The organism is Variovorax sp. Varisp36 (genome assembly GCF_047304235.1).
Classification (GTDB): domain Bacteria; phylum Pseudomonadota; class Gammaproteobacteria; order Burkholderiales; family Burkholderiaceae_C; genus Variovorax.
In genome coordinates this window covers 125576-139195 of record NZ_JBGLYU010000008.1, presented here as the reverse complement: position 1 = coordinate 139195, position 13620 = coordinate 125576, and the positions used below count along the sequence as shown (strand labels likewise).

At 65.8% G+C, this 13620-nt stretch carries 14 protein-coding genes; all 14 read left to right on the top strand.

The annotated features are described in order from the left end of the window. Window positions 1-47 precede the first annotated feature (47 nt). The 14 genes from ACCD11_RS07685 (at window position 48) to ACCD11_RS07620 (ending at window position 13619) form a co-directional block, all read left to right on the top strand. Window positions 48-518 carry a F0F1 ATP synthase subunit B gene (locus ACCD11_RS07685; RefSeq protein WP_007830193.1) on the top strand — a complete coding sequence of 157 codons (471 nt, stop codon included), beginning with the start codon at window positions 48-50 and terminating at the stop codon, window positions 516-518. 8 nt (window positions 519-526) lie between these two features. Further along, window positions 527-1057, top strand: coding sequence for a F0F1 ATP synthase subunit delta (locus tag ACCD11_RS07680; protein WP_007830197.1), 531 nt, complete (start codon window positions 527-529; stop codon window positions 1055-1057). A 39-nt stretch (window positions 1058-1096) separates the two neighbouring features. Beyond that, window positions 1097-2710, top strand: a complete 1614-nt coding sequence (gene atpA / locus ACCD11_RS07675) for a F0F1 ATP synthase subunit alpha (protein WP_007830199.1) — start codon at window positions 1097-1099, stop codon at window positions 2708-2710. A 33-nt stretch (window positions 2711-2743) separates the two neighbouring features. After that, entirely contained in the window at window positions 2744-3619 is an 876-nt protein-coding gene (atpG, locus tag ACCD11_RS07670; RefSeq protein WP_007830201.1) for a F0F1 ATP synthase subunit gamma, read from the top strand. A gap of 89 nt (window positions 3620-3708) precedes the next feature. After that, window positions 3709-4095, top strand: coding sequence for a hypothetical protein (locus tag ACCD11_RS07665; RefSeq protein ID WP_007830202.1), 387 nt, complete (start codon window positions 3709-3711; stop codon window positions 4093-4095). 134 nt (window positions 4096-4229) lie between these two features. Beyond that, entirely contained in the window at window positions 4230-5630 is a 1401-nt protein-coding gene (gene atpD / locus ACCD11_RS07660) for a F0F1 ATP synthase subunit beta (protein ID WP_007830203.1), read from the top strand. Window positions 5631-5642: 12 nt separating this feature from the next. Next, window positions 5643-6062 carry a F0F1 ATP synthase subunit epsilon gene (locus ACCD11_RS07655; protein WP_007830205.1) on the top strand — a complete coding sequence of 140 codons (420 nt, stop codon included), beginning with the start codon at window positions 5643-5645 and terminating at the stop codon, window positions 6060-6062. Between the two features lie 226 nt (window positions 6063-6288). Beyond that, window positions 6289-7458: an ROK family protein gene (locus ACCD11_RS07650; RefSeq protein WP_413313358.1), complete on the top strand. Its 1170-nt coding sequence runs from the start codon at window positions 6289-6291 to the stop codon at window positions 7456-7458. After that, window positions 7455-8993, top strand: a complete 1539-nt coding sequence (locus tag ACCD11_RS07645) for a sugar ABC transporter ATP-binding protein (protein ID WP_413313329.1) — start codon at window positions 7455-7457, stop codon at window positions 8991-8993. Before ACCD11_RS07650 ends, ACCD11_RS07645 begins: the two co-directional genes overlap by 4 nt. After that, complete coding sequence (locus ACCD11_RS07640; protein ID WP_413313327.1) at window positions 8956-9987, top strand: ABC transporter permease; 1032 nt, start codon at window positions 8956-8958, stop codon at window positions 9985-9987. Before ACCD11_RS07645 ends, ACCD11_RS07640 begins: the two co-directional genes overlap by 38 nt. Before the next feature lie 61 nt (window positions 9988-10048). After that, on the top strand, window positions 10049-11011 hold the full coding sequence (locus tag ACCD11_RS07635) for a substrate-binding domain-containing protein (RefSeq protein WP_056589335.1): 963 nt from the start codon (window positions 10049-10051) through the stop codon (window positions 11009-11011). A gap of 109 nt (window positions 11012-11120) precedes the next feature. Continuing rightward, window positions 11121-12284, top strand: a complete 1164-nt coding sequence (locus tag ACCD11_RS07630) for a Gfo/Idh/MocA family protein (protein WP_042672931.1) — start codon at window positions 11121-11123, stop codon at window positions 12282-12284. Window positions 12285-12309: 25 nt separating this feature from the next. Beyond that, window positions 12310-13014 carry a phosphatase PAP2 family protein gene (locus ACCD11_RS07625; RefSeq protein WP_413313325.1) on the top strand — a complete coding sequence of 235 codons (705 nt, stop codon included), beginning with the start codon at window positions 12310-12312 and terminating at the stop codon, window positions 13012-13014. Between the two features lie 77 nt (window positions 13015-13091). Further along, window positions 13092-13619 (top strand): DUF3617 domain-containing protein, encoded by a 528-nt coding sequence (locus ACCD11_RS07620; RefSeq protein WP_413313323.1) that lies wholly within the window; start codon window positions 13092-13094, stop codon window positions 13617-13619. Window position 13620: the final 1 nt, after the last annotated feature.

Genomic DNA, 13620 nt, shown 5'->3' with positions numbered 1-13620 from the left:
GTCCCCTAGCGAATGGCTTCGATTCAATCCCAAAGAGAGGGTGAAAAGTGAGCATTACCGGTACCCTGATCGTTCAGATGATCGTGTTCCTGATCCTGGTCGGGTTCACGATGAAGTTCGTGTGGCCGCCGATCGCGAAAGCGCTGGACGACCGCGCTGCGAAGATCGCCGAAGGCCTCGCTGCCGCCGACAAGGCCAAGTCCGAGCTGTCCGCCGCCAACAAGCGCGTGGAAGCCGAACTGGGCCAGGCGCGCAACGAGTCCGCACAGCGTCTTGCCGACGCCGAACGTCGCGCCCAGGCCATCGTTGAAGAGGCCAAGGCCCGCGCGACCGAGGAAGGCAACAAGATCGTTGCAGCCGCACGCGTCGAAGCCGACCAGCAGGCACTGAAGGCCCGTGAAGCCCTGCGCGAGCAGGTTGCTGCACTGGCCGTCAAGGGCGCAGAGCAGATTCTGCGCAAGGAAGTGAATGCGGGCGTTCACGCCGATTTGCTCGCCCGCCTGCAGACCGAACTCTGATAGAAGCCATGGCTGAACTCGCCACCATTGCACGCCCCTACGCCGAGGCGCTTTTCAAGGCGTCGTCGTCCGACGTCGCCGGAACCAGCGTCTGGCTCGAAAAGCTTGCCGCCATCGGAGCCAATCCGGAGCTCCAGCAACTCGCCGACAACCCCAAGGTTACGGCCGAGCAGGTTCTCGGCGTGGTCGCCGGTGCATTCGCTGCGCCGTTGCCCGCAATGGCCCAGAACTTCCTGGCTGCGCTCCTCGAGAACGGGCGTTTCTCGGTGCTGCCGGAAATTGCGAAGCAGTTCCGGACACTGTCCAACGCGAAGAGCGGCTCGTCCGACGCCGTGGTCTACAGCGCTTTCCCGATCGAAGTCTCGGCTCTGGCCAGTGTGGCGGCCGCGCTCGAAAAGCGCTTCGGTCGCAAGCTGCAGGTCACGGTCCAGCAGGAGCCGGAACTGATCGGTGGCATTCGTGTGGTGGTCGGCGACGAGGTGCTCGACACCTCCGTCAAAGCGCGCCTTGAACAAATGAAAGTTGCGCTGGCGGCCTGACCGGTCTCCATCGCCTTACAAAGAAAGAAGGAAAGAGTCATGCAACTCAATCCCGCAGAAATTTCCGAACTGATCAAGAGCCGCATCGAGGGCCTCGGGGTCAGCGCCAACATCCGCAACGAAGGCACCGTGGTTTCGGTGACCGACGGCATCGTGCGCGTGCACGGCCTGTCGGACGCGATGCAAGGCGAAATGCTTGAATTCCCGCCGAGCGCAGACGGCACGCCGTCGTTCGGCCTCGCACTGAACCTCGAGCGCGACTCCGTCGGCGCCGTGATTCTGGGCGAGTACGAGCACATCTCCGAAGGCGACACCGTCAAGTGCACGGGCCGCATCCTGGAAGTGCCCGTGGGTCCTGAACTCATCGGCCGCGTGGTGAATGCCCTGGGCCAGCCGATCGACGGCAAGGGTCCCATCAACGCCAAGATGACCGACGTGATCGAAAAGGTCGCTCCCGGCGTGATCGCACGGAAGTCCGTCGACCAGCCGATGCAGACCGGCCTGAAGTCCGTCGACTCGATGGTGCCCGTCGGCCGTGGCCAGCGTGAGCTGATCATCGGCGACCGCCAGACCGGCAAGACGGCTGTCGCCATCGACGCGATCATCAACCAGAAGGGTCAGAACATGACCTGCGTCTACGTTGCGATCGGCCAGAAGGCTTCGTCGATCAAGAACGTGGTGCGCGCACTCGAACAAGCCGGCGCGATGGACTACACCATCGTGGTGGCGGCATCGGCTTCCGAATCGGCGGCCATGCAGTACGTGTCGGCCTACTCGGGCTGCACGATGGGTGAATACTTCCGCGACCGCGGCCAGGACGCGCTGATCGTCTATGACGACCTGTCCAAGCAAGCCGTGGCCTACCGCCAGGTCTCGCTGCTGCTGCGCCGCCCGCCAGGCCGCGAAGCCTACCCCGGCGACGTGTTCTATCTCCACAGCCGCCTGCTCGAGCGCGCAGCCCGCGTGAACGCCGACTACGTCGAAGCTTTCACCAAGGGTGAAGTCAAGGGCAAGACCGGCTCGCTGACCGCACTGCCGATCATCGAAACGCAAGCCGGCGACGTGTCCGCTTTCGTGCCGACCAACGTGATCTCGATCACCGACGGCCAGATCTTCCTGGAAACCAACCTGTTCAACGCCGGTATCCGTCCCGCCATCAACGCCGGTATTTCGGTGTCGCGCGTGGGTTCGTCGGCGCAGACCAACCTGGTGAAGAACCAGTCCGGCGGTATCCGTACCGACCTGGCGCAGTACCGCGAACTCGCGGCCTTCGCCCAGTTCGCCTCGGACCTCGACGAAGCCACCCGCAAGCAGCTCGACCGCGGTGCCCGCGTGACCGAACTGCTCAAGCAGACCCAGTACAGCCCGCTGCCCATCTCGCTGATGAGCGCCACGCTGTTCGCGGTGAACAAGGGCTTCATGGACGACATCGACGTCAAGAAGGTTCTCTCGTTCGAACACGGCTTCCACCAGTTCCTCAAGTCGAGCCACGCACCCCTGCTGGCCACGATGGAAAAGAACGGCGCCAAGTGGGACCCGAAGCCCGCGAAGGCCGACGACAGCGACGAGAAGAAGGCTTTCAAGAAGGTCTGCCAGGACGCGGAAGCCGAACTGCTGGCCGCCGCCACTTCGTTCAAGAAGTCGTTCGCCTGATCGACGCCTTGATCGACGCAAGAAGGAGCTCTCATGGCAGCTGGTAAGGAAATCCGCGGCAAGATCAAATCGGTGGAAAACACCAAGAAGATCACCAAGGCCATGGAAATGGTCTCGGTTTCCAAGATGCGCAAGGCGCAGGAACGCATGCGCGCCGCTCGCCCCTACAGCGAAAAGATCCGCAACATCGCGGCCAATCTCGGCAAGGCGAACCCGGAGTACACCCACGCGTTCATGAAGACGACCGAGGCCAAGGGCGTCGGTTTCATCATCGTGACCAGCGACAAGGGCCTGTGCGGCGGCTTGAACACCAACCTGCTGCGTGCCGTGACGGCCAAGCTGCGCGAAGCGCAGGCAGCGGGCAACGTGGTCGAGTCGGTTGCCATCGGCAGCAAGGGTCTGGGTTTCCTGAACCGCATCGGCGCCCGCGTGGTGGCGCATGTGACGCATCTGGGCGACACGCCGCATCTCGACAAGCTCATCGGGCCGGTCAAGACGCTGCTCGACGCCTATGCCGAAGGCAAGCTGTCGGCTGTGTACCTGTGCTACACGAAGTTCATCAACACCATCAAGCAAGAGCCGATGGTGGAGCAACTGCTGCCGCTGAAGGCCGAGACGCTGCAGGTCGAGTCGGGCCATCATTCGTGGGACTACATCTACGAACCCGACGCGCAAAGCGTGATCGACGAGCTGCTGGTGCGCTACGTGGAATCGCTGGTGTACCAGGCCGTGGCCGAAAACATGGCGTCCGAGCATTCGGCGCGCATGGTGGCCATGAAGGCTGCGACCGACAACGCGGGCAACGTGATCAGCGAACTGAAGCTGGTCTACAACAAGACCCGCCAGGCCGGCATCACCAAGGAGCTGTCCGAGATCGTGTCCGGCGCGGCTGCGGCCGCAGGCGTTTGATCGAGGCAATGCAACAGGCCGCGTTGCTGATCGGACGCGCTCTGCGCGTTCGCTAATCCAAGGCCTATTTTTAGGGGACTCTGCGCAAAATGAAGAAGATTCTTGCCCTGGTGGCGGTTGCCGCCGCCCTGACTGCCTGCTCCAAGAAGGAAGAGGCGCCTGCGCCTGCACCGGCTCCCGCCGCTGCACCCGCAGCGCCCGCTCCGGCCCCAGCTCCCGCAGCAGCGCCGGCCGCTCCCGCCGCAGCAGCCCCGACAGCATCGGCCGACCTGCCGCAGGAGTGCAACGACTACCTCGCCAAGGTGCAGGCGTGCGTTTCTTCGCAAAGCGGTGCTGCCGCCGACGCGATGAAGGCCAACCTCGACCAGACGAAGGCCACCTGGGCTTCGATGGGCGCGGACAAGGCTGCACTGGGCCAGGCCTGCAAGGCAGCTTCGGACGCCTTCGCTGCGCAAGCAACGGCCATGAAGTGCTGATGAGCTGACGACGACAAGAAACTCAAGGGTGCCGGCCCGTCCGGCATTCTTGCAAAAGCGGCCCGTTTCGGCACCAGGACGCTTCTGCAAGAACCTGTCGCAAATTTATTGAGATCCATCCAGAAGGAAACGCCATGGCTGAAGGAAAAATTGTCCAATGTATCGGCGCCGTGGTCGACGTGGAGTTCCCGCGTGACCAGATGCCCAAGGTGTACGACGCCTTGAAATTCGAAGGCAGCGCGCTGACTCTCGAAGTCCAGCAGCAGCTCGGCGACGGCGTGGTGCGCACGATTGCGCTGGGCTCGTCCGACGGCCTGCGCCGCGGCATCATCGTGAAGAACACCGGCGCACCCATCACGGTGCCCGTGGGCAAGGCCACGCTCGGCCGCATCATGGACGTGCTGGGCGCGCCCATCGACGAACGCGGCCCGGTCGGCCAGGAGCTCACCGCTTCGATCCACCGCAAGGCTCCCGCGTACGACGAACTGTCGCCTTCGCAAGACCTGCTGGAAACCGGCATCAAGGTGATCGACCTGGTGTGCCCGTTCGCCAAGGGCGGCAAGGTGGGCCTGTTCGGCGGCGCCGGCGTGGGCAAGACCGTGAACATGATGGAACTCATCAACAACATCGCCAAGGCTCACTCGGGTCTGTCGGTGTTCGCCGGTGTGGGTGAACGTACCCGCGAAGGCAACGACTTCTATCACGAGATGGCCGACTCCGGCGTGGTGAACCTCGAGAAGCTCGAAGACTCGAAGGTCGCCATGGTCTACGGCCAGATGAACGAACCCCCGGGCAACCGTCTGCGCGTGGCGCTGACCGGCCTGACCATTGCCGAGTCGTTCCGCGACGAAGGCCGCGACGTGCTGTTCTTCGTGGACAACATCTACCGCTACACGCTGGCCGGCACCGAAGTGTCGGCTCTGCTGGGCCGCATGCCTTCCGCCGTGGGCTACCAGCCGACGCTGGCCGAGGAAATGGGCCGCCTGCAGGAGCGGATCACGTCGACCAAGGTCGGTTCGATCACCTCGATCCAGGCCGTGTACGTCCCTGCCGACGACTTGACCGACCCGTCGCCCGCAACGACCTTCGCCCACCTGGACTCCACCGTGGTGCTGTCGCGCGACATCGCTTCGCTCGGTATCTACCCCGCCGTGGACCCGCTGGACTCGACCTCGCGCCAGCTCGACCCGAACGTGGTCGGCGAAGAGCACTACAACGTGGCCCGCGCCGTGCAAGGCACGCTGCAGCGCTACAAGGAACTGCGCGACATCATCGCCATCCTGGGCATGGACGAACTGGCTCCCGACGACAAGCTCGCCGTGGCCCGCGCCCGCAAGATCCAGCGTTTCCTGTCGCAGCCGTTCCACGTGGCCGAAGTGTTCACGGGCTCGCCTGGCAAGTACGTGCCGCTGGCCGAAACCATCCGTGGTTTCAAGATGATCGTGAACGGCGAAGCCGACCACCTGCCGGAACAAGCGTTCTACATGGTGGGCAGCATCGACGAGGCGTTCGAAAAGGCCAAGAAGGTCGCTTAAGAAGGAATCACCATGGCAGGCACCATTCATGTGGACGTGGTCAGCGCGGAAGAGTCGATCTTCTCGGGCGAAGCCAAGTTCGTCGCGCTGCCCGGTGAAGCCGGTGAGCTCGGCATCTACCCGCGCCACACCCCGCTGATCACGCGCATCCGCCCCGGCGCCGTGCGCATCGAAACGGCCGACGGCGGCGAGGAGTTCGTCTTCGTGGCCGGCGGCATTCTCGAAGTGCAGCCCAATGCCGTCACCGTGCTGTCCGACACCGCGATCCGCGGCAAGGACCTCGACGACGAAAAGGCCAATGTGGCCAAGGCCGCAGCCGAGGAAGCACTGAAGAATGCGAAGAGCGACATCGACATCGCGATGGCGCAATCGGAGCTGGCCGTGATGGCCGCCCAGATCGCCGCGCTGCGCAAGTACCGCCAGAAAAAGTAATCGGCCTTCCCGATTGCTCGGTCAAGAAGCCGCCCTCGGGGCGGCTTTTTGCTTTTGAAGCTCGCATCGCTCCGTCTTGCTTCGATCTGAATTTGGTCAAAGTTCAGCCTTGTCCGGCTAAAGGCCTCCGCCTAGTATTCGCCTTCGCCCCAACCAGGGCGCGGCGAAGACAAGAACACCGGAGACAAGACGCGTGGCACGTTGGAGTGGCATCACTGCGGACGAGATGCGGCTGCTGGAAACGACCTTCTGGTCGGCCGGCGGTTCGCGCCATGCCATGGCCGAACAGCTCGGTTTTTCCAAGAGCAAGGCCAACGGGCTGATCGCCGGCCTCGTCGATCAGGGCCTGCTTGCCGAAGCCGGCCTGCAGCGCTCCTCGGGCGGGCGCCGCGCCGAGAATCTCCAGCTGAATGCCGGGCTCGGCGTGCTCGTCGGCATCGACATCGGCGCCACCAGTCTCGATGTGGCCGTGCTGCGGCCCGACCTCACGGTGCTCGCGCAGCACGACGAACCAGCCGACGTGCGCGAAGGCCCGGCCGTGGTGCTGGCGCGCGTGCGCACGCTCATGCGCGAACTGCTGGCCCGCTGCAATGTGGGCGCCAGGGACGTGCTCGGCATCGGCATTGGCGTGCCCGGCCCCGTGAACTTCGAGATCGGACAGCTCGTGAACCCGCCACTGATGCCGGCGTGGGACAGCTTCTCGATCCGCGACTACCTGCGCGAGGACTACGCGGCGCCTGTCTTCGTCGACAACGATGTGAACCTGATGGCGCTCGGCGAACTCTGGCGCCTCAAGCGTTCGCTGAGCAACTTCCTCGTCATCAAGATCGGCACCGGCATCGGCTGCGGCATCGTCTGCCACGGCGAGGTGTACCGCGGCGCCGCCGGTTCGGCCGGGGACGTGGGCCACATCTGCGTCGACCAGGAAGGCCCGCGCTGCCACTGCGGCAATCTCGGCTGCGTCGAGGCCATGGCCGCCGGTCCCGCGATCACGCGCATGGCGATGCAGGCGGCCGAGGCCGGCGAGAGTGCCGCATTGGCGGAAGTGCTGCGCCAGCACGGCCGCATCGACGCGATCGACGTGGGCCAGGCCAGCCGTGGCGGCGACACGGCCGCCAACGCCATCATCCAGCGCGCAGGCAGCCTGATCGGGCAGATGCTTGCGTCGGTCGTCAACTTCTTCAACCCGTCGCACGTGTTCATCGGCGGCGGCATCACGCGCATCGGCCCGCTGTTCCTCGCGGCCGTGCGGCAGAGCGTGTACCAGCGCTCGCTGGCACTCTCCACGCGGCATCTCGAGATCCAGTACACGCCGCTCGGCACGCAGGGCGGCCTCGTCGGCGCGGGTGTGCTCGCGATGCACGAGACGCTGAAGGTCCGAGGAGTGGCGCCATGACGGCGGCAGGCACCGGCAAGGGCAGCGTGGCCGTCGAGTTCGACGGCGTGGTGAAGGCCTTTGGCCCCGTGCAGGTCTTGCACGGCGTGAGCTTCGCGCTCGCGCCCGGCCGCGTGTATGGGCTGCTCGGCGAGAACGGCGCGGGCAAGTCGACGCTGATGAAGATCCTCGCGGGCTATGAATCGCTGAGCGGCGGCACGCTGCGCATCAACGGCCAGCCGCAGCAGTTCGGGAGTTCGCGCGACGCCGAGGCGCTGGGCATCGTGCTCATCCACCAGGAGTTCAACCTCGCGGAAGACTTGAGCGTGGCGCAGAACATCTTCCTGGGCCATGAAAAGAAGAAGGGCTGGCTGCTCGATGACGCATCGATGGAGCGCGACGCCGCCACGGCACTCGCCGCGGTCGGGCTGAAGATCGACCCGCGCACCAAGGTCCGTCGCCTCATCGTCGCCGAGAAGCAGCTCGTCGAGATCGCCAAGGCCATCGCCCGCCGCGCGCGCCTGCTCGTCATGGACGAGCCCACCGCGACGTTGACGCCGGGCGAAACCGAGCGCCTGTTCAAGCTCATCGCCCAACTGCGTGCCGACGGCGTGACCATCGTCTACATCTCGCACAAGCTCGACGAAGCGGAGCAGGTCACCGACGAAGTGATCGTCATGCGCGATGGCCGCTTCGTCGCGCGCGCGCCCACGGCCGAGGTCACGCGCCAGCAGATGGCCAACCTCATGGTGGGCCGCGAACTGGCCGACCTCTACCCGCCGCGCGACGTGGTCGTGGCGGCCGATGCACCCGCCATGCGCGTGCGCAACTTCAGCGTGTCCGGCTGGGCGCAGGATGCGAGTTTCGAGGTGCGCCCCGGCGAGATCCTTGGCTTTGCGGGCCTCGTCGGCGCGGGCCGCACTGAACTCTTCGAAGGGCTGCTCGGCCTGCGCCCCGCGAGCGGCAGCGTCGAGATGCTCGGAAAGCCGGTGCCCGGCGGCAAGGGCTGGCGCAACCCGCGCGATGCCGCGAGGCACGGCCTCACGTACCTCAGCGAAGACCGCAAGGGCAAGGGCCTGCACGTCAACTTCGGCCTGCGTCAGAACCTCACGCTGATGGCGCTCGAGCGCTATGCACAGCCATGGCTCAGGCCCGAGGCCGAACGCGGCGCGCTGGCCGAGGCGGTGAAGGACTATGGCATCCGCACCGGCTCGCTCGACGTCAGGGCCTCGTCGCTGTCGGGCGGAAACCAGCAGAAGCTCGCGCTCGCCAAGGTGCTGCAACCTCGCCCCAAGGTGGTGGTGCTCGACGAGCCCACGCGCGGCGTCGACGTGGGCGCCAAGCGCGACATCTATTTCCTGATCCAGCGACTCGCCCGCGAAGGGCTCGCGGTGATCGTCGTTTCGTCGGAGCTGATGGAGCTGATCGGCCTGTGCCACCGCGTCGCGGTGATGCGCGCGGGCCGGCTCGTCACCACGCTCGATGCAGGCCATCTGACCGAAGAGGAGCTCATCGCTCATGCCACCGGAACCGCAAACTCCCCCGCAGTCGCTTGAGGCCGCGCAGCAGCAGCACCGCAGCGAGGCGGCGCCGCGCCGGACGCAGCGCCTGCACGGGCTCGGCCCGGTCATCGGACTCGCGCTGCTGTGCATTGCCGGCACGCTGCTGAACGCCGACTTCGCCACGCTCGACAACGCGATGAACGTGCTCACGCGCACCGCCTTCATCGGCATCATCGCGGTGGGCATGTGCTTCGTGATCATCTCGGGCGGCATCGACCTGTCGGTGGGCTCGATGGCCGCGCTCATCGCGGGCAGCGTGATCATGTTCATCAACTGGGCCGGCCCGGCGTCGGGCTCGCCGCTGTTGGCGGTGGTGATGGGCGCGGTGCTGGCGGTGGTGCTCGGCGCGGTGTTCGGCCTTGCGCACGGCCTGCTGATCACCAAGGGGCGCATCGAGCCCTTCATCGTGACGCTGGGCACGCTCGGCATCTTCCGTGCCTACCTTACGTACTTCGCCGACGGCGGCGCGCTCACGCTCGACAACGAGCTGTCGGACCTCTATGCGCCCGTGTACTACGCGAGCCTTGCGGGCATCCCGGTGCCGGTGTGGGTGTTCGTGATCGTCGCGATCATCGGCGGCGTGATCCTGAATCGCACGGCCTATGGACGCTACGTGCAGGCCATCGGCTCCAACGAGCAGGTGGCGCGCTATGCGGCCGTGGACGTCGACCGCGTGAAGATCCTGACCTACGTGCTGCTCGGCGTGTGCGTGGGCATCGCCACCCTGCTGTACGTGCCGCGCCTGGGCTCGGCATCGCCGACCACCGGCCTGCTGTGGGAACTCGAGGCCATCGCGGCCGTGATCGTCGGCGGCACCGCGCTCAAGGGCGGCGCGGGCAGCATCACCGGCACCGTGGTGGGCGCGATCCTGCTCTCGGTCATCAGCAACATCCTGAACCTCACCAGCATCATCAGCGTGTACCTGAATGCGGCGGTGCAGGGCTTCGTGATCATCATCGTGGCTTTCCTGCAGCGCGGCCGCCGGTAGACCGTTTCTCGTTGTTCCCGTTCGTACGTTCGTTCCATCCACCAAAGAGGAGACATCCAGCATGACGACTTTCACCCGACGCATCGCACTCACGGCAGTTGCCGCTGCTGCATTCGCCAGCCTGCCCGCGCTCGCCGCGGAGAAGGTCAACCTCGGCGTTTCGATTCCCGCGGCCACGCACAGCTTCATGGGCGGCATCAACTACTGGGCCAACCAGGCGAAGAAGGACCTCGAGAAGGAACACAAGGACCTGAAGATCACGATCAAGACTGCGGCGAACGCGCCCGAGCAGGCCAACCAGCTGCAGGATCTTTCGACGGTCACCAAGATCAACGCGCTGGTCGTGTTCCCGTTTGAATCGGCCGCACTGACGAAACCGGTCGCGCAGGTCAAGGCCAAGGGAGCGTACGTCACCGTGGTCGATCGCGGCCTGACCGACACCAGCGCGCAGGATGCGTACGTGGCGGGCGACAACACCGCCTTCGGCAAGATCCCGGCCGAGTACATCGTCAAGCAGCTCGGCGGCAAGGGCAACGTGGTGGCGCTGCGCGGCATCGCGACCACGCTGGACAACGAGCGCATGGACGCCTTCAACGCCGTGCTCAAGGGCAGCCCCGACATCAAGCTGCTCGACGCCAAGTACGCTAACTGGAACCGCGACGATGCCTTCAAGGTCACGCAGGACTACCTCACGCGCTTCAAGAACATCGACGCCATCTGGGCGGCCGACGACGACATGGCCGTGGGTGTGCTCAAGGCCATCGAGCAGGCCAAGCGCGACGACATCAAGATCATCTTCGGCGGCGCGGGCGCCAAGGGCATGGTCAAGACCATCATGGACGGCAAGGACAAGCGCATTACCGCCGACGTGAGCTACTCGCCGAAGTTCATCTACGACGCGATCAAGCTGACGGCCGAGGCGCGGCTGAAGGGCGAGAAGCTGCCGGCGACGACGATCATTCCTTCGGTGCTGATCACGAAGGAAAACGCCAAGGACTTCTACCACCCTAACTCGCCGTTCTGAGTTCTCCCCCAGGCTTCGCGCACTTCGTGTCGCTACGCCAACCCCCTTCCGGGGGCAACACCTGCGGCCCGGCGAAGCCGGTTCCGCGGTGTTCCTTGAAGAACACGACATGACCGATACCTCTCTTCGCAAGCTCCGATATGCCATGGTCGGCGGCGGCCGCGACGCCTTCATCGGCGGCGTGCACCGCAAGGCCATGGCGCTCGACGGCCAGATCGAACTCGTGGCCGGCGCGCTGTCGTCGAGCCCGGACAAGGCGCGCGCCTCGGGCCGCGACCTCGGCCTGGCCGACGGCCGCAACCACGGCGACTGGCAGTCGCTGCTGGCCGACGAGCTGAAGCGCCCGCTGGAAGAGCGCATCGACTTCGTGTCGATCGTCACGCCCAATCACGTGCACTTTCCGGTGGCGCAGGCCTTTGCCGAAGCCGGCTTCCATGTGGTGTGCGACAAGCCGCTGGTGCACACGCTCGCGCAGGCCGAGGCGCTGGTCGCCGCCGTGGCGAAGCAGGGCACGGTGTTCGGCGTTACCTACAACTACACGGGCTACCCGATGGTGCGGCAGGCGCGCGAGATGGTGCGCTCGGGCCAGATCGGCGAGGTGCGCAAGGTCGTCGTCGAATACAACCAGGGCTGGCTCGCGAGCCACGTCGAAGGCGGCACCAACAAGCAGGCCGACTGGCGCACCGACCCCGCGAAGAGCGGCGCGGCCGGTGCCATCGGCGACATCGGCTCGCATGCCGAGAACCTCGTCGCGACCGTCACCGGGCTGCAGATCGACAGCTTGTGCGCGGACCTGAGCGCGCTGGTGCCGGGCCGCATGCTCGACGACGACGGCAGCCTGCTGCTGCGCTTCGAGGGCGGCGCGCGCGGCGTGCTGATCGCCTCGCAGATCAACACCGGCCTGGAAAACGACCTGCGCCTGCGCGTCTCCGGCACGCTGGGCACGCTCGAGTGGCGCCAGGAGCAGCCGAGCCAGTTGATGCATCTGCCGCACGACGGACCGAAGCGCGTGCTGACGCGCGGCGCGCCCTGGCTGTGCGAATCCGCGAAGCGCGCGAGCCGGCTGCCGGCGGGGCATCCCGAAGGTTTCATCGAAGCCTTCGCGAATGTCTATGCGGGCGTGGCGGCGGACATCCGCGCGCGGCTGGCGGGTCAGCCGGCCGACCCGCTGGACGCCGACTACCCGCGCGTGGAGGACGGCGCGCGCGGCGTGCGGTTCATCGAGCGCACTGTGGCCTCTGCGAAAAGCGAATTAAAGTGGACGCCCTGGTAGCGCGCTGCGCGCTGCACAGGCTTCCATGACACCTTCCGCCTCCGACGCATCTTCTTCATCGACGGCACAGCAGCCCTGGGTGCCTGCCCTGTGGCGGCGCTGCATCACGCTGTTTCCGTTGAAGCTGGTCGGCAACACGGTCGCCACTCTCGGCTTCTTCCCCCTGTACTTCTGGATCATGAAGCACGCCGGCCAAGCCTGGGTGCTGCCGCTCACGGCCGTCGACCATCTCATCGCCTTCTGGCCAGCACTGCTGCCGGTGTACCTCTCGCTCTGGGGCTACATCGCGCTGCCGGTGCTGCTGGCCAAGGACAAGCGCGAGCTGTCGAGCTTTTCCTTCGGCTGCGCGGCGATGACGGTCTTCGCGCTGCTCGTGTTCTGGTTCGTGCCCACGGCGATTCCGAACTTCGCGGTCGACACCGCGCCGGGCACCTCGCTGCAGTTCCTCAAGATGGTCGACTCGGCGGGCAACGCCTTTCCTTCGCTGCACGTCTCGTTCTCGGTGTTCACCTGCGTCGCGCTGGCGCGGCAGCTGCGCGAAGTGGGGGCGCCGCGCTGGTTGCGCATCGCCAACATGGCCTGGGCCGTCGGCATCGTCTACTCGACGATGGCGGTGCGCCAGCATGTGTTGATCGACGTGCTGGGCGGCCTGGCGCTGGGCGTGGCGCTCGGTGTCGCCACACGGCAGCGCGGCCCGGCGCTCGCACCGGTGCACGCGCGACCGGCGTAGGCCGATTGCGGTATTCCGCCGCGGCGGGGTGCGCGGTACAACCCGGGCATCGTCGTCCACCGGTGCGGGAGCCCGCCATGAAGATTCGTTTGTCCTCCCTCGCAGCCTGCATCGCGGCCGGTGCCGTCGCATGCCCTGCGTTCGCCCTCGACTTTCCCTCGCGCAAACCCGGCCTGTGGGAAATCCAGACCGGGGACGGCACGGGCAAGGGACCCGGCTCCGGCCACACCGTGCAGCAGTGCATCGACGCGGCCAGCGACAAGGCGCTGCGTGACATGGGCCAGGGCATGGGCAAGGACATGTGTTCGAAGCAGGAGCTGCGTTCCGACGGCGGCAAGCTGGTGATGGACTCGGTCTGCAAGATCGGCAACACGGTCGCCACCTCGCATGCGGTGTTGAGCGGCGACTTCGGCACGGCCTACCGCATGGAAAGCAAGTCGACCTACAACCCGCCGCTGATGGGCCGTGCCGAAGGCGCGAGCGTCATGGAGGCCAGGTGGATCGGCCCCTGCAAGGCCGACCAGAAGCCGGGCGACATGGTCATGTCCAATGGCATGAAGATGAACGTGCTCGACATGGCGAAAAACCGGCCGAAGAAGCCGTAGC

Coding starts and splice junctions, on each gene's coding strand:
- atpD (WP_007830203.1), top strand. CDS start 4,230: ATGGCTGAAGGAAAAATTGTCCAATGTATCGGCGCCGTGGTCGACGTG.
- ACCD11_RS07665 (WP_007830202.1), top strand. CDS start 3,709: ATGAAGAAGATTCTTGCCCTGGTGGCGGTTGCCGCCGCCCTGACTGCC.
- ACCD11_RS07645 (WP_413313329.1), top strand. CDS start 7,455: ATGACGGCGGCAGGCACCGGCAAGGGCAGCGTGGCCGTCGAGTTCGAC.
- ACCD11_RS07650 (WP_413313358.1), top strand. CDS start 6,289: ATGCGGCTGCTGGAAACGACCTTCTGGTCGGCCGGCGGTTCGCGCCAT.
- ACCD11_RS07680 (WP_007830197.1), top strand. CDS start 527: ATGGCTGAACTCGCCACCATTGCACGCCCCTACGCCGAGGCGCTTTTC.
- ACCD11_RS07655 (WP_007830205.1), top strand. CDS start 5,643: ATGGCAGGCACCATTCATGTGGACGTGGTCAGCGCGGAAGAGTCGATC.
- ACCD11_RS07630 (WP_042672931.1), top strand. CDS start 11,121: ATGACCGATACCTCTCTTCGCAAGCTCCGATATGCCATGGTCGGCGGC.
- atpG (WP_007830201.1), top strand. CDS start 2,744: ATGGCAGCTGGTAAGGAAATCCGCGGCAAGATCAAATCGGTGGAAAAC.
- ACCD11_RS07620 (WP_413313323.1), top strand. CDS start 13,092: ATGAAGATTCGTTTGTCCTCCCTCGCAGCCTGCATCGCGGCCGGTGCC.
- atpA (WP_007830199.1), top strand. CDS start 1,097: ATGCAACTCAATCCCGCAGAAATTTCCGAACTGATCAAGAGCCGCATC.
- ACCD11_RS07640 (WP_413313327.1), top strand. CDS start 8,956: ATGCCACCGGAACCGCAAACTCCCCCGCAGTCGCTTGAGGCCGCGCAG.
- ACCD11_RS07625 (WP_413313325.1), top strand. CDS start 12,310: ATGACACCTTCCGCCTCCGACGCATCTTCTTCATCGACGGCACAGCAG.
- ACCD11_RS07635 (WP_056589335.1), top strand. CDS start 10,049: ATGACGACTTTCACCCGACGCATCGCACTCACGGCAGTTGCCGCTGCT.